Origin of the sequence: Bradyrhizobium sp. BWA-3-5, from assembly GCF_032917985.1 — a bacterium.
Classification (GTDB): domain Bacteria; phylum Pseudomonadota; class Alphaproteobacteria; order Rhizobiales; family Xanthobacteraceae; genus Bradyrhizobium.
This window is the reverse complement of the sequence record NZ_CP136626.1, coordinates 6,420,651-6,441,320: the sequence shown is the minus strand read 5'-3', so window position 1 is coordinate 6,441,320 and position 20,670 is coordinate 6,420,651. Positions and strand designations below refer to the sequence as shown.

Annotated in this window: 20 protein-coding genes; 17 read left to right on the top strand and 3 right to left on the bottom strand. The window is 63.9% G+C overall.

Annotated features, from left to right (window positions below; genetic code table 11):
* The first annotated feature begins 7 nt into the window (after nt 1-7).
* Nucleotides 8-892 carry a 4-(cytidine 5'-diphospho)-2-C-methyl-D-erythritol kinase gene (locus RX331_RS30895; protein ID WP_317253375.1) on the top strand — a complete coding sequence of 295 codons (885 nt, stop codon included), beginning with the start codon at nt 8-10 and terminating at the stop codon, nt 890-892.
* Nucleotides 893-912: 20 nt separating this feature from the next.
* Here RX331_RS30895 and RX331_RS30890 read toward each other — a convergent pair whose 3' ends face one another.
* The gene (locus RX331_RS30890) at nt 913-1,542 is read right to left on the bottom strand and encodes a LysE family translocator (RefSeq protein WP_317253374.1); all 630 of its coding nucleotides are present in this window, start codon (nt 1,540-1,542) and stop codon (nt 913-915) included.
* A 152-nt stretch (nt 1,543-1,694) separates the two neighbouring features.
* The gene (locus RX331_RS30885) at nt 1,695-2,705 is read right to left on the bottom strand and encodes a polyprenyl synthetase family protein (RefSeq protein ID WP_317253373.1); all 1,011 of its coding nucleotides are present in this window, start codon (nt 2,703-2,705) and stop codon (nt 1,695-1,697) included.
* Nucleotides 2,706-2,838: 133 nt separating this feature from the next.
* Between RX331_RS30885 and RX331_RS30880 the strand changes: the two genes are divergently transcribed.
* The 7 genes from RX331_RS30880 to RX331_RS30850 all read left to right on the top strand — a co-directional run bounded on the left by RX331_RS30880 (nt 2,839) and on the right by RX331_RS30850 (nt 9,152).
* Complete coding sequence (locus RX331_RS30880; protein ID WP_317253372.1) at nt 2,839-3,066, top strand: DUF2007 domain-containing protein; 228 nt, start codon at nt 2,839-2,841, stop codon at nt 3,064-3,066.
* A complete protein-coding gene (locus RX331_RS30875) occupies nt 3,059-3,826 on the top strand; it encodes a tRNA1(Val) (adenine(37)-N6)-methyltransferase (RefSeq protein ID WP_317253371.1) in 768 nt (255 codons plus the stop codon). The genes RX331_RS30880 and RX331_RS30875 overlap by 8 nt, the downstream gene beginning before the upstream one ends.
* Before the next feature lie 258 nt (nt 3,827-4,084).
* Nucleotides 4,085-4,996: a S49 family peptidase gene (locus RX331_RS30870; protein ID WP_317253370.1), complete on the top strand. Its 912-nt coding sequence runs from the start codon at nt 4,085-4,087 to the stop codon at nt 4,994-4,996.
* Nucleotides 4,997-5,105: 109 nt separating this feature from the next.
* Nucleotides 5,106-5,297 (top strand): hypothetical protein, encoded by a 192-nt coding sequence (locus RX331_RS30865; RefSeq protein WP_283034990.1) that lies wholly within the window; start codon nt 5,106-5,108, stop codon nt 5,295-5,297.
* Between the two features lie 217 nt (nt 5,298-5,514).
* Nucleotides 5,515-6,450: a glycine--tRNA ligase subunit alpha gene (locus tag RX331_RS30860; protein WP_317253369.1), complete on the top strand. Its 936-nt coding sequence runs from the start codon at nt 5,515-5,517 to the stop codon at nt 6,448-6,450.
* Complete coding sequence (gene glyS, locus RX331_RS30855; protein WP_317253368.1) at nt 6,450-8,546, top strand: glycine--tRNA ligase subunit beta; 2,097 nt, start codon at nt 6,450-6,452, stop codon at nt 8,544-8,546. Before RX331_RS30860 ends, glyS begins: the two co-directional genes overlap by 1 nt.
* Nucleotides 8,547-8,549: 3 nt before the next feature.
* Nucleotides 8,550-9,152, top strand: a complete 603-nt coding sequence (locus RX331_RS30850) for a class I SAM-dependent methyltransferase (protein WP_317253367.1) — start codon at nt 8,550-8,552, stop codon at nt 9,150-9,152.
* A gap of 268 nt (nt 9,153-9,420) precedes the next feature.
* Here the strand turns inward: RX331_RS30850 and RX331_RS30845 are convergent, their stop codons facing one another.
* On the bottom strand, nt 9,421-9,783 hold the full coding sequence (locus RX331_RS30845; RefSeq protein ID WP_317253366.1) for a DUF1236 domain-containing protein: 363 nt from the start codon (nt 9,781-9,783) through the stop codon (nt 9,421-9,423).
* 233 nt (nt 9,784-10,016) lie between these two features.
* Here RX331_RS30845 and RX331_RS30840 point away from each other — a divergent pair, with 233 nt between their 5' ends.
* The 9 genes from RX331_RS30840 to RX331_RS30800 all read left to right on the top strand — a co-directional run bounded on the left by RX331_RS30840 (nt 10,017) and on the right by RX331_RS30800 (nt 20,667).
* A complete protein-coding gene (locus RX331_RS30840; protein WP_082649707.1) occupies nt 10,017-10,172 on the top strand; it encodes a DUF3096 domain-containing protein in 156 nt (51 codons plus the stop codon).
* Nucleotides 10,173-10,322: 150 nt separating this feature from the next.
* The gene (gene ppdK, locus RX331_RS30835) at nt 10,323-13,184 is read left to right on the top strand and encodes a pyruvate, phosphate dikinase (protein WP_317253365.1); all 2,862 of its coding nucleotides are present in this window, start codon (nt 10,323-10,325) and stop codon (nt 13,182-13,184) included.
* Nucleotides 13,185-13,404: 220 nt separating this feature from the next.
* A complete protein-coding gene (locus RX331_RS30830) occupies nt 13,405-13,599 on the top strand; it encodes a hypothetical protein (RefSeq protein ID WP_317253364.1) in 195 nt (64 codons plus the stop codon).
* Between the two features lie 34 nt (nt 13,600-13,633).
* On the top strand, nt 13,634-15,058 hold the full coding sequence (locus RX331_RS30825; protein WP_317253363.1) for a cell wall hydrolase: 1,425 nt from the start codon (nt 13,634-13,636) through the stop codon (nt 15,056-15,058).
* A 308-nt stretch (nt 15,059-15,366) separates the two neighbouring features.
* Nucleotides 15,367-16,632 carry an MFS transporter gene (locus RX331_RS30820; protein ID WP_317253362.1) on the top strand — a complete coding sequence of 422 codons (1,266 nt, stop codon included), beginning with the start codon at nt 15,367-15,369 and terminating at the stop codon, nt 16,630-16,632.
* A 43-nt stretch (nt 16,633-16,675) separates the two neighbouring features.
* Nucleotides 16,676-17,662, top strand: a complete 987-nt coding sequence (locus RX331_RS30815; RefSeq protein ID WP_317253361.1) for an MDR family oxidoreductase — start codon at nt 16,676-16,678, stop codon at nt 17,660-17,662.
* Between the two features lie 160 nt (nt 17,663-17,822).
* Nucleotides 17,823-18,410 (top strand): hypothetical protein, encoded by a 588-nt coding sequence (locus tag RX331_RS30810; RefSeq protein WP_317253360.1) that lies wholly within the window; start codon nt 17,823-17,825, stop codon nt 18,408-18,410.
* Between the two features lie 168 nt (nt 18,411-18,578).
* Nucleotides 18,579-18,812: a DUF6894 family protein gene (locus RX331_RS30805; RefSeq protein ID WP_317253359.1), complete on the top strand. Its 234-nt coding sequence runs from the start codon at nt 18,579-18,581 to the stop codon at nt 18,810-18,812.
* Between the two features lie 166 nt (nt 18,813-18,978).
* Nucleotides 18,979-20,667, top strand: coding sequence for a methyl-accepting chemotaxis protein (locus tag RX331_RS30800; protein WP_317253358.1), 1,689 nt, complete (start codon nt 18,979-18,981; stop codon nt 20,665-20,667).
* The last annotated feature ends 3 nt before the right edge of the window (nt 20,668-20,670 follow it).

The window sequence follows — 20,670 nt, the reverse complement described above, 5'->3', positions numbered from 1 at the left end:
TTCGGCAATGCCCATGCTGAGTGACGAGGCGCGCGCCAAGGTCAATCTGTCCTTGCGGGTGAATGGCCGTCGCGCGGACGGATATCACGATCTCGAAAGCGTGGTCGCGTTTGCCGACTGCGCTGACCGCCTGACGCTGATACCAGGTGCGGATCTGGATCTGAAAATGTCCGGACCGCTGGCGCAGGCGTGCGGTGATACCTCGGACAATCTGGTGCTCAAGGCTGCCCGCCTGCTGGCGGAGCGTGTACCCGGTATGAAAGCCGGCAGCTTCACGCTCGACAAGGTGTTGCCTGTCGCAGCCGGGATCGGCGGCGGCTCGGCCGACGCCGCGGCGGCGCTGCGCCTGCTCGCACAATTGAACGGCCTTGCGCTCGACGATCCTCGCATCATCGAGGTCGCGCAACTGACCGGCGCCGACGTGCCGGTCTGCGTCAACTCCCGCGGCTGCATCATGACCGGCGTCGGCGAAGCGCTGCAGACGCTGACCCTGCCGAAAATGCCCTGCGTGATGGTCAATCCCGGCGTTCCCGTCGCCACCCGCGACGTCTTCAACGCGCTCGGCCTGCGCAACGGCGAATTATTGGTCGGTGTCACCGACGTGCTGCTGCGCGATCGCTGGCCCGATGACAAGGCATCGCTGGAAGAGTGGGTCGAAGCGCTCGCCGCCAATTCCAACGACCTGGAACCGCCGGCGCTGCGCGTACAGCCGGTCATTGGCGACGTCATCGCGGCGCTCAACGCCACCAACGGCGCGTGGCTGGCGCGGATGTCCGGATCGGGCGCCACCTGCTTTGCGATCTACGAGAACACCGCCGATGCGCACCGCGCGGCCGAGCAGATCCGGCGCGATCACCCGACATGGTGGGTGCACGCGGGAACGCTGAGCTGAGATTCTCTTCGTAGTATAGGCTATGACCCAGGCCGCCGGGCCAGCGCCAGCGAAATACCCAAGCCCGCGATGAACAGCCCCGAGCCCTGCCGCAACCGCTGCAGCAGGGTTGGATGCCGCGTCAGACCGGCGCGTGCACTGGTCGCCATCATCACCGCGACGACATCGGCGAACGTGTTTAGCGCGACCGAGATAAGGCCGAGCGTGACGAACTGCAGCGCGACCGAGCCGGCGAAGGGATCGACGAATTGCGGAATGAAGGCCAGAAAGAACGCCGCGGTCTTCGGGTTCAGCGCTTCGACCAGCACGCCTTCGCGGAAGACATGTTGTGTACCGGCCGCGACGATCGGTTGCGCGAGTACATCGCGCGCCTCGCGAAAGGTCTTGATGCCGAGCCAGACCAGATAGAGCGCGCCGGCGAATTTGAGCGCGGTGAACAAATCGGCGCTTGCAAGGATGATCGCGGAGACGCCAAGCGCGCCGCCGATCACGTGCACGAGCCCGCCGAACGCCGTCCCGAACGTCGAGGCGTAACCCGCGCTTTTGCCGCCGGACAGCGTCCGTGCCGCGACATAGAAGATGCCGGGACCGGGCACGGCGGCGACGATGAGCGCAGCCAGCAGAAACGGGAGGAAATTGGCGCCGGTCAATGCGATGTCTCGTACGATGGGTTGAGTGAGGCGCGCTCGCTGTCATCCTCCGCGAAGGCGGGGGATCCAGTATTCCAGAGGCTTTCATTGATGTATTGAGAGGCCGCGGCGTACTGGATACCCCGCCTTCGCGGGATATGACGGCGGTGGAATCAATGCGACCTTGCCAGGCAGAACGCCACGACCTGTTCGAGCGCGCTCTTCATCGGCGAGGCCGGGAATAGCGCCAGCGCATCCACCGCCATCGCGCCATAATGCTGGGCGCGGCTGATCGTGTCTTCCAGCGCGCGGTGCTTGGTCATCAGCCCGATCGCATGATCGAGGTCGCTATCGCCGATATCGCCGCGCTCGAGCGCCTTGATCCAGAACTTGCGCTCAGAGTCATTGCCGCGGCGGAATGCCAGCACCACCGGCAGCGTGATCTTGCCCTCGCGGAAATCGTCGCCGATGTTCTTGCCGAGCTTGGCTGCTTTGCCGCCATAGTCCAGCACGTCGTCGACGAGCTGGAAGGCGATGCCGAGATTCATGCCGACCGATCGGCAGGCGGTCTGCTCCGCCTTCGGCCGGTTGGCGATGACGGGGCCGACCTCGCAGGCGGCGGCGAACAGTTCGGCCGTCTTGCCGCGGATAACCGCGAGATATTCGTCCTCGGTGGTCGCGGTATTCTTGGCCGCTGCGAGCTGCATCACCTCGCCCTCGGCGATGGTGGCGGCGGCGGAGGAGAGGATGTCGAGCGCGCGCAACGAGCCGACCTCGACCATCATGCGAAAGGCCTGGCCGAGCAGGAAGTCGCCGACCAGAACGCTCGCCTCATTGCCCCACAGCATCCGCGCCGACAGCTTGCCGCGGCGCAGTTCGCTTTCGTCGACCACGTCGTCATGCAGCAACGTCGCGGTGTGCATGAACTCGACGGAGGCGGCGAGCTTGATATGGCCGTCGCCGGAATAGCCGGTGAGGCTCGCCATGGCGAGCGTCAGCATCGGGCGCAGGCGCTTGCCGCCGGAGGAGATCAAATGATTGGCCACTTCCGGGATCATCGTGACTTCCGACCCCGTCCGCGACAGGATCGTGGCGTTGACCCGCTCCATGTCGGCGGCGACGAGTCCGACCAGCGCATCGATCGAGGCGTTGGACGGACTTTCGAAGGGTACAATAACCGCCACGCGGGTCTCCAATTTTGGCCAATTCGCATTATCCTTGTTCTACAATAGAAAGTGACGGCTATGGCGGCAAGGGCAGCTAGCGGTTGACAGGCCGCGCGCCGCGGTCGCACTTGGGCGAAAAGGAGAACATCCGTTGCGGGAATTGGTCAGAACCAACGATATCGTGCTGGTTTCCGCAATCGGCGCGCTGCTCGACGGCGCCAATATCCATCATCTGGTGCTGGACCAGAACATGAGTGTGATCGAGGGATCACTCGGCATCCTGCCGCGCCGTATTCTGGTGCACGAAGACGATATTCGCGCGGCCCGGCAATTGCTCGCCGAGGCGGGCCTGGCTCACGAATTGCGCTCCGATGAGTGACCCCGTTCTTGAACTCACCGAGGATGCGTTTCTCGGCGGGCAATTGCATCTGAAGCAACTGAAATCGGGACATCGCGCCGGCCACGACGCGGTGCTGCTGGCGGCGGCAACGGCCGCCCGCTCGGGGGACCGCGTCGCCGATCTCGGCGCCGGCGTCGGCGTTGCCGGCCTGGCAGTCGCCAAGCGCGTCCCCGGCATCGATCTGGTTCTGGTCGAGATCGATGCGGCGCTGGCAGGCCTTGCACGCGCCAATGCGGATGCGAATGCGATCAAGGCCGATGTGGCCGTGCTCGACGTGGAGGCGGATGCGGCCAGCTTTGCCGCCGCCGGGCTCGGTCCCGACAGCATCGATGCGGTGCTGATGAATCCGCCGTTCAACGATCCGGCGCGGCACCGCGCCTCGCCGGATACGGCACGCGGCATTGCGCATATGGCGACCGCGACGACGCTGTTGAAATGGGTTCACGCCGGCCGGCGGATTCTCAGGTCACGAGGAACGATGACGCTGATCTGGCGCGCGGACGGCATTGCCGAAGTGCTCGCCGCGCTCGATCACGGTTTTGGGAGCCTGCAGATCCTGCCCGTCCACGGCGACGCGCAGGCGCCCGCCAACCGCATCCTGGTTCGCGCCGCCAAAGGCGGCAGGGCGCTGACGCAAATCCATCCTGCCCTGATGCTCAATGACGAGCCGGGCGTGCCCAACCGGAAGGTGCAGGAGATTTTGGCCGGGCAGGGGAGCCTGCCGCTCGGTAACGCCTGAGCGCGGTGCGCACGGCGATCAGGGAACCAGGACGCTATTGCGGAAGCGTCTCTGACTGTTGCTTGGGCGCCGATGTAAAGTGGATCGCGGCCAGAAGGCTGCCGATGAGCATTATCAGCAGGTAGATTTTCATGTCAGTCTCCGCTGCGCCATTGCAGCTTTAACATCTGCAATGCAAAAGGCGTTCCCGGCCCGAAAGGCATTCCGCCTTTGCAATGACAGTGGTGGGATAAAAAATGGTTAATTCGAGGTAACGGCATGAGTGAACAATTAAGTGATCGTACAGGACTGCCGAACCTCGTTGACAGGGTGAAGCAACTCATTCCGGCGAAATTCCGGCGCGACGTTCCTGTCGTTCCGGTGGTGCGCCTGTCGGGCGTCATCGGCGCGGTGACGCCGCTGCGGCCGGGCCTGACGCTCGCCGGCATCGCCAAAACGCTGGAGCGTGCATTTGCCACCCGGCACGCCAAGGCGGTCGCGCTGGTGATCAATTCGCCCGGCGGCTCGCCGGTGCAATCGCGCCAAATCTATCTGCGGATCAGGCAGCTTGCCGAGGAAAAGAAGCTGCCGGTGCTGGTATTCGTCGAGGACGTCGCGGCCTCCGGCGGTTACATGATCGCCTGCGCAGGCGACGAGATCTTCTGCGATCCGTCCTCGATCCTCGGCTCGATCGGGGTGGTGGGCGGCAGTTTTGGGTTTCAGGATCTGCTCAAGCGGATTGGCGTCGAGCGGCGGCTTTACACGGCCGGCGAGCACAAGGCGATGCTCGATCCGTTCCTTCCCGAGGACCCCGATGACGTGGCGCGGCTGAAGGCGCTCCAGCGCGAGATCCACGGCATCTTCATCGCTCTGGTCAAGGCAAGCCGCGGCGCGCGCCTCAATGGCAATGATGACGTTTTGTTTACCGGCGAATACTGGGCCGGCGAGAAGTCGGTGTCGCTCGGCCTCGCCGACGCGGTTGGCGATCTCAGGTCGACGCTGCGCGCGCGCTTCGGCGAGAAGGTGCTGACGCCGGTCATCGCGCCCGCCAGCGGCATGCTGTCCGGACTGCTCGGCCGGCGCTCACCGGGGGCGGGCTCGCTGGCAGTGCTTGATGGTATCGGGGGATTGCCGGATGAACTGATTTCGGCCGTCGAGACCCGGGCGATTTGGGCCAAATTTGGATTCTAACGGGCAAGTGAGCGCACCATTTAGCCCCAAAAGCCCGATTGCGGCGCAGCCCGGCTTAAGCGAGAATGTCTTTATTGGGGGCTGACACGTGAACGACAAGGATCGACCGATGCCGCCGCTGATCGCATTCGCGGGTGCCCTGGGAGGGCTCGCCGTGGTCCGCTGGGCCTACAAGACTGCCGTCCGCATCAACCGGGAATTGGAAGAGGCGCGTCTGGCACGCGTCGCCGAGGCCGCCCAGACGGCTGAAATTCCAACGCTGCGCCGTGACCCGGTCACCGGGGCCTACCGGCCGGGTTAAGCTTAAGTTCGTCGCACCCTAAGTTCGTCATGCCCGGCTTGTCCTGGACATCCACGACTTGGCTCGTGGACGAGAGAAGAACTTGGATGGCCGGGACGAGCCCGGCCATGCCGGTTAGAGAGGCACAAATCCTTCCCTTCCATCGCCTTGATTCCCCGCCTGCACGCCGATACGGTCCCGCGCGCTCAAAACCCCCCTTGCGAGACCGATTCTGCCGATGGACGCCCTTCCTGCCCATATGCGCCCGGAACGTTCGTTCCAGGGCTTCATCCTTGCTCTGCAACGGTTCTGGGCCGAGCAGGGCTGCGTGATCCTGCAGCCCTACGACATGGAAATGGGCGCCGGCACCTTCCATCCCGCGACCACGCTGCGCGCGCTCGGGCCGAAGCGCTGGAACGCGGCCTATGTGCAGCCCTCGCGGCGGCCCAAGGACGGCCGCTACGGCGAAAATCCCAACCGGCTGCAGCACTACTACCAGTTCCAGGTAATCATGAAGCCGTCACCGCCCAACTTGCAGGACCTGTACCTGAAGTCGCTGGCCGCAATCGGCATCGATTCCGCCGTCCATGACATCCGCTTCGTCGAGGACGATTGGGAGAGTCCGACGCTGGGCGCCTGGGGGCTCGGCTGGGAATGCTGGTGCGACGGCATGGAAGTCAGCCAGTTCACCTACTTTCAGCAGGTCGCGGGCGTCGAATGCGCGCCGGTTGCCGGCGAACTGACCTACGGGCTCGAGCGCCTGGCGATGTATGTACAGGGCGTCGACCGCGTCTACGATCTCAACTTCAACGGCCGCGAAGGTGCCGAGAAGGTCACCTATGGCGACGTCTTCCTGCAGGCCGAGCAGGAATACTCCCGACACAATTTCGAATATGCCGACACCGCGATGCTGTTCGAGCAGTTCAAGATGGCCGAAGAGGCCTGCCGGAATTATCTCGCGGCGGGCTGGAAAAAAGGCGGCAATCAGAAAGAGCATCTGATGGCGCTGCCGGCCTATGACCAGTGCATCAAGGCGAGCCACGTCTTCAACCTCTTGGATGCACGCGGTGTGATCTCGGTCACCGAGCGGCAGAGCTACATCATGCGGGTGCGCGAGCTGGCCAAGGCCTGCGGCGAGGCCTGGATTCACACCGAAACGGGCAGGGCGGCCTGATGCCTGATCTTCTCCTCGAACTCTTTTCCGAAGAGATCCCCGCCCGCATGCAGGCCAAGGCGGCGGACGATCTGCGCCGCATGGTCACCGACAAGCTCGTCGCCGAGGGTCTGGTCTATGAAGGCGCCAAGGCGTTCGCGACGCCGCGACGCCTGGCGCTTACCGTGCACGGCATTCCCCAGCGGCAGCCCGACCTGAAGACGGAGCGCCGCGGGCCGAAGATCGGCGCTCCCGATGCCGCCGTGCAGGGCTTTTTGAAAGCGGCCGGCCTCAAATCGCTGGATGAGGCGACGATCCAACGCGACCCGAAGGGCGATTTCTACGTTGCGCTGATCGAAAAGCCGGGCCGCGCCACGCTCGACGTGCTGGCCGAGATTCTGCCCGTCATCATCAGGACCTTCCCGTGGCCGAAATCGATGCGCTGGGGCGAGCGTTCGGCGAAATCAGGCGCGCTGTCCTGGGTGCGCCCGCTGCATTCGATCATCGCGACCTTCGGGCCTGAGACCGAAGAGCCGGATGTCGTGAAATTCTCCGTCGACGGCATCGAGACGGGGCAGACCACTCACGGCCACCGCTTCATGGCGCCTAATGCAATCAAGGTGCGCCGCTTCGAGGATTATGAGGCCAAGCTAAAAGCCGCCAAGGTCGTGCTCGACCCGCAGGCGCGCAAGGACATCATTCTTGAGGATGCCAAGGAATTGGCCTTCGCGCAGGGCTTTGAGTTGGTGGAAGACCAGGCACTGGCCGATGAAGTGGCCGGCCTCGTCGAATGGCCGGTCGCGCTGATGGGATCGTTCGACGCGGAATTCCTGTCGATCCCAGACGAGGTGATCCGCGCCACCATCCGAAACAACCAGAAATGCTTCGTGGTGCGCGACCCCAAGACGGGCAAGCTCGCCAACAAGTTCATCCTGACGGCCAATATCGATGCCGCCGACGGGGGCAAGGTGATTGTTGCCGGCAACGAGCGCGTGATCCGCGCGCGGCTGTCTGACGCGAAATTCTTCTACGAGACCGACCTCAAGACCAAGCTCGAGAGCCGACTGCCGAAATTCGAGCAGATCGTGTTCCACGAGAAGCTTGGCACGCAGGCGGAGCGGATCAAGCGCATCGAGCGGCTGGCGGCTGAGATTGCGCCGCTGGTCGGCGCCAATGTCGAAAAGGCCAAGCGCGCGACGCATCTGGCGAAGGCCGATCTGCTCACCGAAGTCGTTGGCGAATTCCCCGAGCTGCAGGGCCTGATGGGGAAATACTACGCGCTGGCGCAGGGCGAGGACGCCTCGGTCGCCGCGGCGAGCGAGGAGCATTACAAGCCGCAAGGGCCCGCCGACCGCGTGCCAGGCGATCCCGTGAGCGTCGCGGTCGCGCTGGCCGACAAGATCGATACCCTGGTTGGCTTCTGGGCGATCGACGAGAAGCCGACCGGCAGCAAAGACCCCTATGCGCTCCGGCGAGCGGCGCTCGGTGTGATCAGGCTCATCGTTGACAATACGCTGCGACTGCCAATCCTGAACGTCGCGAAGTCGGCGATCGGTGGATTGACCGCAAAGGGCGATGGTCAGAATCTTTCGAGCGACCTTCTCTCCTTCTTCGCCGACCGCCTGAAAGTCCAGCTTCGCGACCAGGGCGCGCGGCACGATCTCGTCGATGCCGTGTTCTCGCTCGGCGGCCAGGACGACTTGCTGCTCGTGGTGCGCCGCGTCGAGGCGCTCGGCAAGTTCCTCGATACGGAGGACGGCAAGAACCTGCTTGCAGGGACCAAGCGCGCGAGTAACATCCTCGCCATCGAGGAGAAGAAGGACAAGCGCACGTATGGCGGCGCGCCGGATGCCGCGCTCCTGCAGTTGCCGGAGGAGAAGGCGCTGGCGAAGGCGATCGACCAGGTCAAGCGCGAGGCCTCCAGTGCAGTTGCAAAGGAAGATTTTGCCACCGCGATGATCGCGATGGCCAAGTTGCGTCCCGCTGTCGATGCATTCTTCGACAAGGTCAAGGTCAATGCCGATGAACCCGATGTGCGCGAGAATCGACTAAAGCTACTGAATGAAATCCGCGCGGCCACCCGCGCGGTGGCGGACTTTTCAAAGATCGAAGGCTAGATCATGGATCGACAGACGCTCGCCGCTTACGACCTCGGTGCGGCGGCGTTCGCGAGCGACTGGCTCGGTCAGCCCGCCCCCGTCGACCTGCAGGAAATCGTCGAGCGGTTCTTCGTGCGCGGCGGCAATTCCGCCGATATCGGCTGTGGCTGCGGCCGTGAGGTCGCCTGGCTGCACGCGAATGGTTTTGCGGCGGTCGGCTTCGATGCCTCCGAGGGCCTGCTCAACGAGGCGCGCCGGCGCTATCCCTCCTACAAGTTCGCGCATGCCGAGCTGCCTGATCTGAACGGCATTGGCACGTTCGACAACGTGCTGTGCGAAACCGTGATCATGCATCTCGACCACAAGGAGATCGCATCCTCGGTTCGTCGTCTGCTCGATGTCGTCAAGCCGAGCGGCATTCTCTATCTGAGCTGGCGCGTCACCGAGGGCGAGGACCAGCGCGATCCGCAGGGGCGTCTCTACGCCGCGTTCGATCCCGCGGTGGTGCGCACCGAGCTGCAGGACACAACGGTTCTGCTCGACGAAGAGGTCGTCAGCGCGTCGTCAGGAAAGAAGATTCACCGGTTGGTCGTGAAGAAGCCGGGGCTGGAGATCAGGGAATAACGCTCTCGTGCCCCGGACGCTGCGCAGCAAGAAGTGCTGCGCTGCTGAGCCGGGGCCCATAAGTCACCGGGTGAGAAAGGTCCCGGCTCTGCGGAGCAGCGTTTCACGCTGCACCGCGTCCGGGACACGAGAGAGAGCCATCCGTGACACGAGAAAGCAAAAGAAAAACCCCGCCCGGAGGGGACGCCGAGCGGGGTTTCTGTCCGGTCGTATCTCGCGCACATCCGCTTGCGCGGCGCCCGGACCAGATCGTTCAGGCTACTGAGGTCTAATCGACCACCTGAACGATGCGACGCGAACGTGGTTCGACCAGCACCGTCTGGCCGTTCACCACGGTGTAGCGATAGGGCGTGACGCCGAAGGTTTGCGGCACGTCGTAAATGGTCACGCCGGTTTCCGGCAGCACGCCGCCGACCACGACGCGTTCGGAGATCGTATAATTCGGCACGCGCTCACGCACGATATATTCACGGAAGGCCGGCCGCTGATCGGCAACGATGCCTTCGTGTTCGCCGATGACGACCGTGCCGCCGCCGGCCACGCCGGTCGTAATCGTGGTCTGCGCCTGCGCCGCGATCGGGGCCGCCATCGCGCCCGCGATCGCCGCAATGGCAAATAGTCTGTTCCGCATGATGAACTCCTTCGCGAGAAGAGACGCCGGCCTCCGCCAGCGCACAATGCGGTCCAATTCATTCGCGCCCCGCATTGTTCCGGCAAAGCGCGGCCATATCCGGGGCATTTCTGGGGAATTGTTGCGGAGGCTGGAACCCATTGAAGCGTCGGGCGTCTTGCTATTCCCGAACCGCGCCAGCGGTTAAGTTGCAGCCCTCGATTCGATTCCCCATCCCTCAGCCGGAGATCTCAATGACCATCACCGCTGCGCACATTTCCCCGATCGTCGCCCTGATCGCGGGAGTCCTGATTCTGATCATGCCGCGGTTTCTGAATTTCATCGTCGCGATCTACTTGATCGTGGTCGGTCTCGCCGGCCTTGGCGTATTCAAGATGCTCCGGTTCTAGATTGCTGTTTTTGACGCGTTTTCTTCGCGCGAACCGGTACCCGCGTCGCTCCAAAACACTATAGGAAAGCAGGGTTTCGCGGCTTGCGCGGAACCCCTCAAAATGGTGTAAGGCGCGCATCTTTCTCCCTTTTTCGGATAGTTGGAATCCATGGCCAAAGCCGTCGCGAAGTCCAAGAAGGCTGCAGCGAAATCTGCAGCGAAATCAAAGCCATCGGCCCGAAAGGTCGCGGCTGCCCCCGCCGCCCGCAAGGCGCTGAAGAAGGCCCCGGCCACCAAGGCCAAGCCGGCCAAGAAGCCGGCGGTCAGCAAGCCGGCTGTGGAAGCGGTAAAATCCGGCAAGTGGGTTTATACCTTCGGCGATGGCAAGGCGGAGGGCAAAGCGGGCCTGCGCGATCTCTTGGGCGGCAAGGGCGCCAACCTCGCCGAAATGGCCAATCTCGGCCTGCCGGTGCCTCCTGGCTTCACCATTCCGACCTCGGTCTGCACCTATTTTTACGCGCACGACAAATCCTATCCGCCGGCGCTGAAGCCGCAGGTCGAGAAGGCGCTCGACTATGTCGGCAAGCTGACCGGCAAGGCGTTCGGGGATGCGAAGAATCCGCTGCTGGTGTCGGTTCGCTCCGGCGGCCGCGCCTCGATGCCGGGCATGATGGACACCGTGCTCAACCTCGGCCTCAACGACAAGACTGTCGAGGCGCTCGCCGAACTCTCCGGCGACCGCCGCTTCGCCTATGACAGCTATCGCCGCTTCATCACGATGTATTCGGACGTGGTGCTCGGCTTCGAGCATCATCATTTCGAGGACATCCTCGACACCTTCAAGGACAGCCAGGGCTATACGCTCGACACCGATCTCTCCGGCGACGACTGGGTCGAACTGGTCGGAAAGTACAAGGAAGCGGTGGCGCGCGAGACTGGCAAGGACTTCCCGCAGGACCCACATGAGCAATTGTGGGGTGCGATCGGCGCAGTGTTTTCATCCTGGATGAATGCGCGTGCGGTCACCTATCGCAAGCTGCACGACATTCCGGAGTCCTGGGGCACCGCCGTCAATGTGCAGGCGATGGTGTTCGGCAACATGGGCGAGACGTCGGCGACCGGCGTTGCCTTCACGCGCAATCCCTCGACCGGCGAGAGCAAGCTCTACGGCGAATTCCTGATCAACGCGCAGGGCGAAGACGTCGTGGCGGGCATCCGCACCCCGCAGGACATTACCGAAGCCGCGCGCCAGGAATCCGGCTCCGACAAGCCGTCGATGGAAACGGCGATGCCGGATGCGTTCAAGGAGCTGACGCGCATCTACACAATGCTCGAGAAGCACTACCGCGACATGCAGGACATGGAGTTCACGGTAGAGCAGGGCAAATTGTGGATGCTGCAGACCCGCGGCGGCAAGCGCACCGCAAAGGCGGCGCTGCGCATCGCGGTCGAGCTCGCCAATGAGGGCCTGATCTCGAAAAAGGACGCGGTGATGCGGATCGATCCGGCCTCGCTGGACCAGTTGCTGCACCCGACCATCGATCCGCAGGCCAAGCGCGATGTGATCGCCACCGGCCTGCCGGCTTCACCCGGCGCCGCTTCCGGCGAGATCGTGTTCTCGTCGGATGAGGCTGCAAAACTTCAGGCCGACGGCCGCAGCGTCATCCTGGTGCGCATCGAGACCAGCCCGGAAGACATTCACGGCATGCATGCGGCCGAAGGCATCCTGACCACCCGCGGTGGCATGACCTCGCACGCTGCGGTGGTCGCGCGCGGCATGGGCAAGCCCTGCGTTTCCGGCTGCGGCGCCATCCGCGTCGACTACGGCCGCGGCACGATGAGCATCGGCTCGCGCACCTTCAAGACCGGCGACGTCATCACCATCGACGGCTCGCTCGGCCAGGTGCTGGCCGGCAAGATGCCGATGATCGAGCCGAAGCTGTCAGGCGAATTCGGCACGCTGATGGGCTGGGCCGACGACGTGCGCAAGCTCGGCGTCCGCGTCAACGGCGATACGCCCGACGATGCGCGCACCGCCGTAAAGTTCGGTGCCGAAGGCATCGGCCTGTGCCGCACCGAGCACATGTTCTTCGAGGAAACCCGCATCCGCACCGTGCGCGAGATGATCCTCTCCGAAGATGAGCAGTCGCGCCGCGCAGCGCTCTCAAAACTGCTGCCGATGCAGCGCGCCGACTTCGTCGAGCTGTTCGAGATCATGAAGGGGCTGCCCGTCACGATCCGTCTGCTCGATCCGCCCTTGCACGAGTTCCTGCCGCACACCCAGGCCGAGATCGAGGAAGTCGCGCGCGCGATGAACACCGATCCGCGCAAGCTCGCCGACCGCGCCCGCGATCTGGCCGAATTCAATCCGATGCTCGGCTTCCGCGGCTGCCGTCTTGCGATCGCCTATCCCGAGATCGCCGAGATGCAGGCACGTGCGATCTTCGAAGCCGCGGTCGAAGCCGAAAAGCGCACCAGCAAGGCCGTCGGCCTCGAGGTGATGGTGCCGCTGATCGCGACCAAGGCCGAGTTCGACCTCGTCAAGGCGCGCATCGACGCCACCGCGCAGTCGGTGATGAAGGAGACCGGCAAGAAGCTCGCGTACCAGGTTGGTACGATGATCGAGCTGCCGCGCGCGTGTCTGATGGCCGGCGACGTGGCGCAGACCGCGGAGTTCTTCTCGTTCGGCACCAACGACCTGACGCAGACGACCTACGGCATCAGCCGCGACGACGCGGCCAGCTTCCTCGGCACCTATGTCAGCAAGGGGATTTTGGAAATCGATCCGTTCATCTCCGTCGATCGCGACGGCGTCGGCGAGCTCGTGAAGATCGGCGTCACCCGCGGCCGCAAGACGCGGCCGAGCCTGAAGGTCGGCATTTGCGGCGAGCATGGCGGCGATCCGGCATCGGTGGCGTTCTGCCACGAGATCGGGCTCGACTATGTCTCGTGCTCGCCCTACCGCGTGCCGATCGCGCGCCTCGCTGCCGCGCAGGCCGCGCTCGGCAAGAAGATCGAGAGCCAGGCGTAGGCGTTCTTCAGATTTATATATAACGACAATGATGCCCGGGCTCGTCCCGGGCATTTTGTTTTGCGCGCATGGGAGATCCGTCATTGCGAGCGCAGCGAAGCTCATCGCGCGGCATAACGATAGATTGCTTCGTCGCTACGCTTCTCGCAATGACGGCGGAGGTACTTCAGCACGATAAAGTGCATTGGAACCTGGGGCTCAACATTCGGCTCGCCCACGCGTGAAAAATTTCTTCATCATCCTCGTTGACGGGATGTTTACCACTTTCATCGCGCGCCTGTTTACCAACACTTCCGATGCATTAAGCGAATTCCGCGGCGATCGCTTGCGTGTAACACGCGCGCCACGCCGATTAACTCCCCGGCAACCTAAATTCGATACCAACAAAAAAGATCGAATTGCACGGATGTACTGACGTTCGATCCCAGTAAGCGTTGCGTGAGCGTACAATGTTTGTGTTGCGTAACCAGCCGAAGGGCGCGCGGTTCGCGTCCTTCGGTCTCGGTCTCTGCATCTTCGCATTGATGCCGACCGAGATCGGATATCAGGATATCGCTTCGCTGCTGGCCCGCCAGCCCGGCATCGCCGAGCGTTGGCAGAAGCGGGTGTTCGGCTCGGCCAACACCATCCAGGTCGCAACCTTCTCCTTTGGCCGTCCGATCGGAACGTCTTCGCCGCAAACCGCGACCTATCGGCTCGCCAGTCTCGATACCCAGGGCCTCGACATCACAGGATCGGTGACGCGCAGTCCGCTGGTTGCGCCGCCGCCGCGTTATCAGGCCGCTGATTTTCCCAAGGTCGACCGCACGCTGAAGGGCGATCGTCTCGTGGTGAGGCAGCCCGCACCTGCGGAGACCACTGTCCCCACCGAGCGCGCGCCGGCGATCGAGGATCCCGCGACTTCAAATGCATTGGTCAAGGGCGCCAAGACCGCCGAGGCGCCGCCGGTCGAGCGCGCGCCGCTTGATCCCGAGCTGCAGGCCGCGCTGCGCGCGCCGCCGCTCGACATGTCGCTGTCGGTGGAGAGCAAGCCGCAGGACGATATCAAGGTCGCGCCGAAACTAGCGGAGCCGCGGCGCGATAGTTTTTCCGTCAAGACCTCAAGCCTGTTCTTCGGCTCCTCGCTTGGCTCGCCCGAGAGCATTGAGCGTTGGCAGCCCGGCGAAGAGCCTGTGATCGTGATGCCGGGCGCGCGGCCTGATCCCGACATGAAGGTGATGTCCTCGCTGCCGGTCGATGCCGACGGCCCGGTGCGCGCCGGGGAGATGGGCGAGAGCGTCGCGCCGAAGGGCGAGGTCAACGCCGACAATCAGCGCGCCAAGACGCCGGCCGAACGTCTCGGCCTGTTCGACGAGAAATCGCGCGCCAAGTCGGAAAAATGTCTCGCCGAAGCGGTCTATTTCGAGGCCCGCGGCGAGGCGGTGCGCGGACAGATCGCGGTGGCGCAGGTGGTGCTGAACCGCGCCTTCTCCGGCAAGTATCCGGAGACGGTGTGCGGCGTGGTCTACCAGAACAAGCACCGCCATCTGGCGTGCCAGTTCACCTTTGCCTGCGACAACAACAAGGACGTGATCCGCGAGCCCGACATGTGGGAGCGCGCGAAGAAGATCGCGAAGGCGATGCTCGACGGCCAGCTCTGGTTGCCCGAGGTCGACAAGTCGACGCACTACCACGCCTATTGGGTGCGCCCGTCCTGGGTCAGTGAAATGCGAAAGATGTACAAGACCGGCGTGCACACCTTCTACCGGCCGCGGGCCTGGGGCAACGGCAGCGATGCGCCGAGCTGGGGCACGGCCGCCGAGACGGCGGCGATCTCCGCAAAACTCGCCGAAGCCGCGCAAAGCTCGGCCGAGCAGGCGAGCACCAAACGATAAGTCTCTCCGTCGCCCCTGCGGACGCAGCGGCCCATAACCACCGGCGGAGATTGGTGAACAAAATCGAACGGCGCGCACTTCCTCACATCGCATGGCAGCGGCGTATGGTCCCTGCGTTCATATGCGTTCACAGGGACGACAGCGAGGCACGGGTCCGCAGAATTGCTCTCATTGTCCTCGCCAATTTTGCAGGTCTGCCCTGCGGTGGAAAATTTTCTCTTCAGCCCCTTGGCTTTCCATGCAGTTGCATTAACTCACGGTAACCTTCGCCCGGCATTTTCCGGGCGCGGAATGTCCAGGGGAAACACATGGCGGCAGCGAACGGCGACCTTCACCCATCTTCTGGCCACCCGTCTTCCGCCCTTGGCACCTGGCGGACCCCACTGGTGATCATGATCTGCGGCTGCCTGATTGCGCTGCTCAGCTTCGGGCCGCGCTCCAGCCTCGGCTTTTTCGTTCAGCCGATGAGCCGCGAGTTCGCCTGGGGACGCGACGTGTTCGGTCTGGCGGTCGCGCTGCAGAACTTGCTGTGGGGTCTCGGCCAGCCGATCGCCGGCGCCATCGCCGATCGCTTCGGCATCCTGCGGGTGATGGTCGTCGGCGCGCTGCTCTATGCCGCCGGACTTCTGTTGATGCGCTATTCCACGACGCCGCTCTCGCTCGATATCGGCGCCGGCGTCCTGATCGGCTTCGGCCTGTCGGGCTGTTCGTTCAACCTGGTGCTATCGGCCTTCAGCAAGCTGTTGCCGCCGGAGCGGCGCGGGATCGCGCTCGGCTTCGGCACCGCGGCCGGATCCTTCGGGCAATTCCTGTTCGCGCCGTTCGGCGTCGCGATGATCGACAATTTCGGCTGGCAGGCGGCGCTGACGGTGTTCGCGCTGCTGATGCTGCTGATCGTGCCGCTGTCGCTTGCGATCGCAACGCCCCCGTCGGCGCCGTCCAGCGAACGTGCCGGGGATGAGCAATCGTTCAAGACCGCGCTCGCGGAAGCGTTCGGACATCGCTCCTACGTTCTCCTGGTGCTCGGCTTCTTCACCTGCGGCTTCCAGCTCGCCTTCATCACCGTGCATCTGCCGGCCTATCTCGCCGATCGCGGCGTATCCGCGCAGACCGGCGGCTGGGTCGTTGCGGCGATCGGTCTTTTCAACATCATCGGCTCGCTCGGGGTCGGCTGGCTGCAGAACAAATATCCGAAGCGCTACATCCTCTCGCTGATCTATTTTGCTCGCGCGCTGTCGATCATGGCGTTCATCTCGTTTCCGATCTCGAGCCTTTCGGCGATCGTGTTCGGTGCCGCGACCGGCCTGACCTGGCTGTCGACGGTGCCGCCGACCTCGGCGCTGGTGGCGCTCATGTTCGGCACCAGATGGTTCGCCACGCTGTACGGCTTTGCCTTCGTCAGCCATCAGGTCGGCGGCTTCCTCGGCGTCTGGCTCGGCGGCGTCGTGTTCGAGCAGTTCGGCTCCTACACGCCGATCTGGTGGCTCTCTATCCTGTTTGGCGTGCTGTCGGCACTGATCAACCTGCCGATCGTCGAACGGCCGGTGGCGCGGGCGGTTGCACAACCCGCGTGATGCGGTAAACACTCCCGACAAAGGACAGTCCGGGGAGGTTGCCGTGGGAACGTTCAAGGCCATCAGGATCGACAAGGCGGAGAAGGGCACCACCGCCGCGCTGACGCAGTTCGACGAAGCCGAGTTGATGGACGGTGACGTCACGGTCGCGGTCGAATGGTCGACACTGAATTACAAGGATGGCCTTGCCGTCACCGGCAAGGCGCCGGTGGTGCGGCGCTTCCCGATGATCGCCGGCATCGATTTCGCCGGCACCGTCGCGCAATCCTCGCATCCGGACTGGAAGGCCGGCGACAAGGTCGTCTGCAACGGCTGGGGCATGGGTGAAACCCATCTCGGCGCCTATGCCGAGAAGGCCCGGGTCAAAGGCGACTGGCTGGTGCGGCTACCCGATGGCATGTCCACCCGTGAGGCGATGGCGATCGGTACCGCCGGCTACACCGCGATGCTCTCGGTGCTGGCGCTGGAGAAGCACGGCCTGACGCCGAAAAGTGGTTCGGTCGTTGTAACCGGCGCCGCGGGCGGCGTCGGCTCGGTCGCCACCGCCGTGCTGTCGAAACTTGGCTATCACGTCATCGCATCGACCGGGCGGATGTCGGAGGCCGATTACCTCAAGGGGCTCGGTGCAGCCGAAGTGATTGACCGCGCCGAGCTCTCGGGGGCCGCCAAGCCGCTGGCGAAGGAGCGCTGGGCGGGCGGCATCGACAGCGTCGGCTCGACCACGCTCGCCAACGTACTCTCGATGACGAAGTATGGCGGCGCCGTCGCTGCGTGCGGCCTTGCCGGCGGTATGGATTTGCCGTCGTCCGTCGCACCGTTCATTTTGCGCGGGGTGTGCCTTCTCGGCATCGATTCCGTGATGTGTCCGCTAACCCAGCGCAAGCTCGCCTGGAACCGTCTCGCGAGCGACTTGGATAAGAACAAACTTGCTGATATTACTCAGGAAATTAAACTTGACCAAGTCATTGGAACCGGCGCACAAATCCTGGCGGGCCAGGTCCGCGGTCGAATCGTGGTAAAAATTGTCTAACGCCGTTCAGACTTTACCAACCAACGTGCTTCAATGTCGCCACGGTTGGTATGGTAAGCAGCGGGTAAAGGCCTGCAGACTGAGTCCGGTACGTTGGGGTCCCGGTTTCATGCTCACGCCGAAGCGGGCGCCCGCGCTCTTGTAAAGTTGGAGTAGCTGCATGCTTGCGCGTTTGGTTCTGGGGGCCGTCACGGCTGTCGCGACAATCGTTCCTGCCGTGGCCGGGATGATGAACGCCGACGAGGCGCGCAGGTTCGTCAGCGGCAAGGTTTTCGCCTTCACCTGTTTCGACGGCACCCGTGGCGCGGGCCGCATTCTTGATGATCTCGGCGCCGCCGGTTCGATTCAGTTCAGCGGCTCGGGCCCGATCCGCCATGTGCGCCTGCCCGGCAACACGCTGCAGATTCGTGGCCAGGCCGTCTGCGCCTCCATCAAGGGCCTGCCGTTCGAGCCGTGCTTCAATCTCGACAAGCGTGACGACCGCTCGTTCCGCGGCTCCGTCTCGGGCATGGGCTTCGCCTATTGCGATTTCCGCCACCAGGGCGCCTCGCAGATGTTGATGGCGCGCTCGGTTTCGCGGCCGCGCTCTTTGCATCGCCGGGAGGAGTCGCGCGCTTCGGCCGACGCGCGTGCCGAGGTGACGGCGCGGGTCGAGACGCCGGCGGTCGAGAGTGCCAAGCTCGAGCCGGTGAAGGCCGAACCGGCCAAGACCGAGGGCGCGCCGGAGTTGCGCCGGTCGACCGACTGATTACTGTGACCGGTGGCGTCCGGCCGCCGAATTTCCGTCATTCCACCGCTGCCCGCGATGCGCGAGCCCGTAGTCATACGGGCCGGCGCATTCACGCCATGGTAGCGAATCTCGTTCGAACTGACCGGCATAGAAGGCCGGGAGGCGGCCCAACACAGAGATAAAGCTATGCCGCTGTATTTTTTTCGGATCAGCCACGGCCGATACGCCGGCGCGTCCGATCAGGGCTCCGAATTCGAAAGCCGCGAGGCCGCCTGGGCCGAGATGACCAAGGTCTGCGGTAACCTTTTAGGCAGTATTTCCCGCAGCCTGAAACAGAACGCCGAATGGCAGATGGAGCTGCTGGACGAAGCCAAGCAGCCGGTGTTCAGGATTCGCCTGATCGCGGAATCCGTCACCTAGCGCATCCAATGGACGTTCTGAGTAATATTACGGAGTCCATAATTAACAAATGCTTGGAAGCTGACGCCTAGGGTTGCCGAATATTCCCGGCGCATCGAAGCTTGACGGCGGTTCCGCAGAATTCATGGCGCCATCCTTATTCTGCAGCCAGCTGCGAGGTTCAGCCATGTCCGCTCTTTCCATCCGCGCCAAAGTCATCGCCGTGATCGCATTCATGCTGATCGCAATGTCCGGCATGGGCCTGCTGGCGATCCGCAGCATGCAGATGATCAATGCCCACACGGTGGAGATCGCCGATAGCTGGCTGCCGAGCGTCCGCGTGCTGGGTGAGTTGCGCACGGACATCAACCTGTTCCGCATTGCGCTCCGCGCCCATGTCATGGCGGAAACGCTGGAGGCGAAGGCCGCCAACGACAAGCGGCTGGCCGGCATCCTCGAGAGGATCGCGAAAGACCGCAAGGCTTACGAGCCGATGATCAACTCTGCCGAGGAGCGCGCCATCTACGAGAACTGGTCGCGCGCCTGGGACAAATACATCACGGGCGTGCAGGAAGTCATCGAGCTGTCGCGGGCGAGCATTGGCCGCATCCCGCATGAGGCGAGCGAGGCCATCTCCAAGAAGGTCGCCGTCATCGCCGCGGAATCCGATGCGTTCCTGGAAAAATCCATCGACCTGAACAACAAGGGCGCTGATACCGCGACCAGGCAGGCTGCGGAAGGCTATAATTTGGCGTTCTGGACCGTGCTGGGCATTGTCGCCGCCGTCATCATCTGCGGTATCGGCGTCGGGCTCTATCTCGTCCGCGACCTCTCGCGCGGCATTGCTTCCATCGTGAAGCCGATGCAGGCGCTCGGAAGCGGCGATCTGTCCGCCGAAGTGGCGCGCCGCGGCGAGAAGACCGAGATCGGCGCGATGGCGGATGCCCTGCAGGTCTTCAAGGATGCGCTGATTGCCAAGAAGGCCGCCGACGAGGCGGCAGCCCGCGATGCCGAAGCCAAGATCGAGCGCGGCCGCCGCGTCGATACCATCACACGCGACTTCGAAGCCATGATCGGCCAGATCGTCGAAACCGTTTCCTCGGCCTCGACCGAGCTCGAGGCGTCTGCGGGCACGCTGACCTCGACCGCCGAGCGCGCGCAGGAACTCGCCACCACCGTCGCCTCGGCTTCGGAGGAAGCTTCCACCAACGTGCAGTCGGTCGCGTCGGCCACCGAGGAAATGGCGTCCTCGGTCACCGAGATCAGCCGGCAGGTGCAAGAATCCGCGCGAATGGCCAGCGACGCCGTCGAGCAGGCCGCGCGAACCAATGACCGCGTCAGCGAATTGTCGAAGGCGGCCGCGCGCATCGGCGACGTGATCGAACTGATCAACAACATCGCCGGCCAGACCAATCTGCTCGCGCTCAATGCGACCATCGAGGCCGCGCGCGCCGGCGAGGCCGGCCGCGGCTTTGCGGTCGTCGCATCAGAGGTGAAGGCGCTGGCCGAACAGACCGCGAAGGCGACCGGCGAGATCGGTCAGCAGATCACCGGCATCCAGGCCGCGACCGGGGATTCGGTTTCTGCCATCCAGGAGATCTCAGGTACGATCGGAAAGCTCTCCGAAATTTCCTCGGCGATTGCGGCTGCGGTGGAGGAGCAGGGCGCGGCGACGCAGGAAATCTCGCGCAACGTGCAGCAGGCCGCGGCCGGAACTCAGATGGTCTCCGCCAACATCACCGACGTGCAGCGCGGCGCGACCGAGACGGAGACCGCTTCCTCGCACGTCCTCTCCGCGGCGCAGCTGCTGTCGGGAGACAGCAACCGCCTCAAGGTCGAGGTCGCCAAATTCCTCGAGTCGGTGCGCGCCGCGTAAGTA

What these genes read in the sequence shown, in the direction of transcription:
- RX331_RS30895 (WP_317253375.1), top strand. Translation starts at nt 8, where the DNA reads ATGCCCATGCTGAGTGACGAGGCGCGCGCCAAGGTCAATCTGTCCTTG.
- RX331_RS30875 (WP_317253371.1), top strand. Translation starts at nt 3,059, where the DNA reads ATGAGTGACCCCGTTCTTGAACTCACCGAGGATGCGTTTCTCGGCGGG.
- RX331_RS30870 (WP_317253370.1), top strand. Translation starts at nt 4,085, where the DNA reads ATGAGTGAACAATTAAGTGATCGTACAGGACTGCCGAACCTCGTTGAC.
- RX331_RS30865 (WP_283034990.1), top strand. Translation starts at nt 5,106, where the DNA reads ATGCCGCCGCTGATCGCATTCGCGGGTGCCCTGGGAGGGCTCGCCGTG.
- RX331_RS30860 (WP_317253369.1), top strand. Translation starts at nt 5,515, where the DNA reads ATGGACGCCCTTCCTGCCCATATGCGCCCGGAACGTTCGTTCCAGGGC.
- glyS (WP_317253368.1), top strand. Translation starts at nt 6,450, where the DNA reads ATGCCTGATCTTCTCCTCGAACTCTTTTCCGAAGAGATCCCCGCCCGC.
- RX331_RS30850 (WP_317253367.1), top strand. Translation starts at nt 8,550, where the DNA reads ATGGATCGACAGACGCTCGCCGCTTACGACCTCGGTGCGGCGGCGTTC.
- RX331_RS30845 (WP_317253366.1), bottom strand. Translation starts at nt 9,783, where the DNA reads ATGCGGAACAGACTATTTGCCATTGCGGCGATCGCGGGCGCGATGGCG.
- RX331_RS30840 (WP_082649707.1), top strand. Translation starts at nt 10,017, where the DNA reads ATGACCATCACCGCTGCGCACATTTCCCCGATCGTCGCCCTGATCGCG.
- ppdK (WP_317253365.1), top strand. Translation starts at nt 10,323, where the DNA reads ATGGCCAAAGCCGTCGCGAAGTCCAAGAAGGCTGCAGCGAAATCTGCA.
- RX331_RS30825 (WP_317253363.1), top strand. Translation starts at nt 13,634, where the DNA reads ATGTTTGTGTTGCGTAACCAGCCGAAGGGCGCGCGGTTCGCGTCCTTC.
- RX331_RS30820 (WP_317253362.1), top strand. Translation starts at nt 15,367, where the DNA reads ATGGCGGCAGCGAACGGCGACCTTCACCCATCTTCTGGCCACCCGTCT.
- RX331_RS30810 (WP_317253360.1), top strand. Translation starts at nt 17,823, where the DNA reads ATGCTTGCGCGTTTGGTTCTGGGGGCCGTCACGGCTGTCGCGACAATC.
- RX331_RS30805 (WP_317253359.1), top strand. Translation starts at nt 18,579, where the DNA reads ATGCCGCTGTATTTTTTTCGGATCAGCCACGGCCGATACGCCGGCGCG.
- RX331_RS30800 (WP_317253358.1), top strand. Translation starts at nt 18,979, where the DNA reads ATGTCCGCTCTTTCCATCCGCGCCAAAGTCATCGCCGTGATCGCATTC.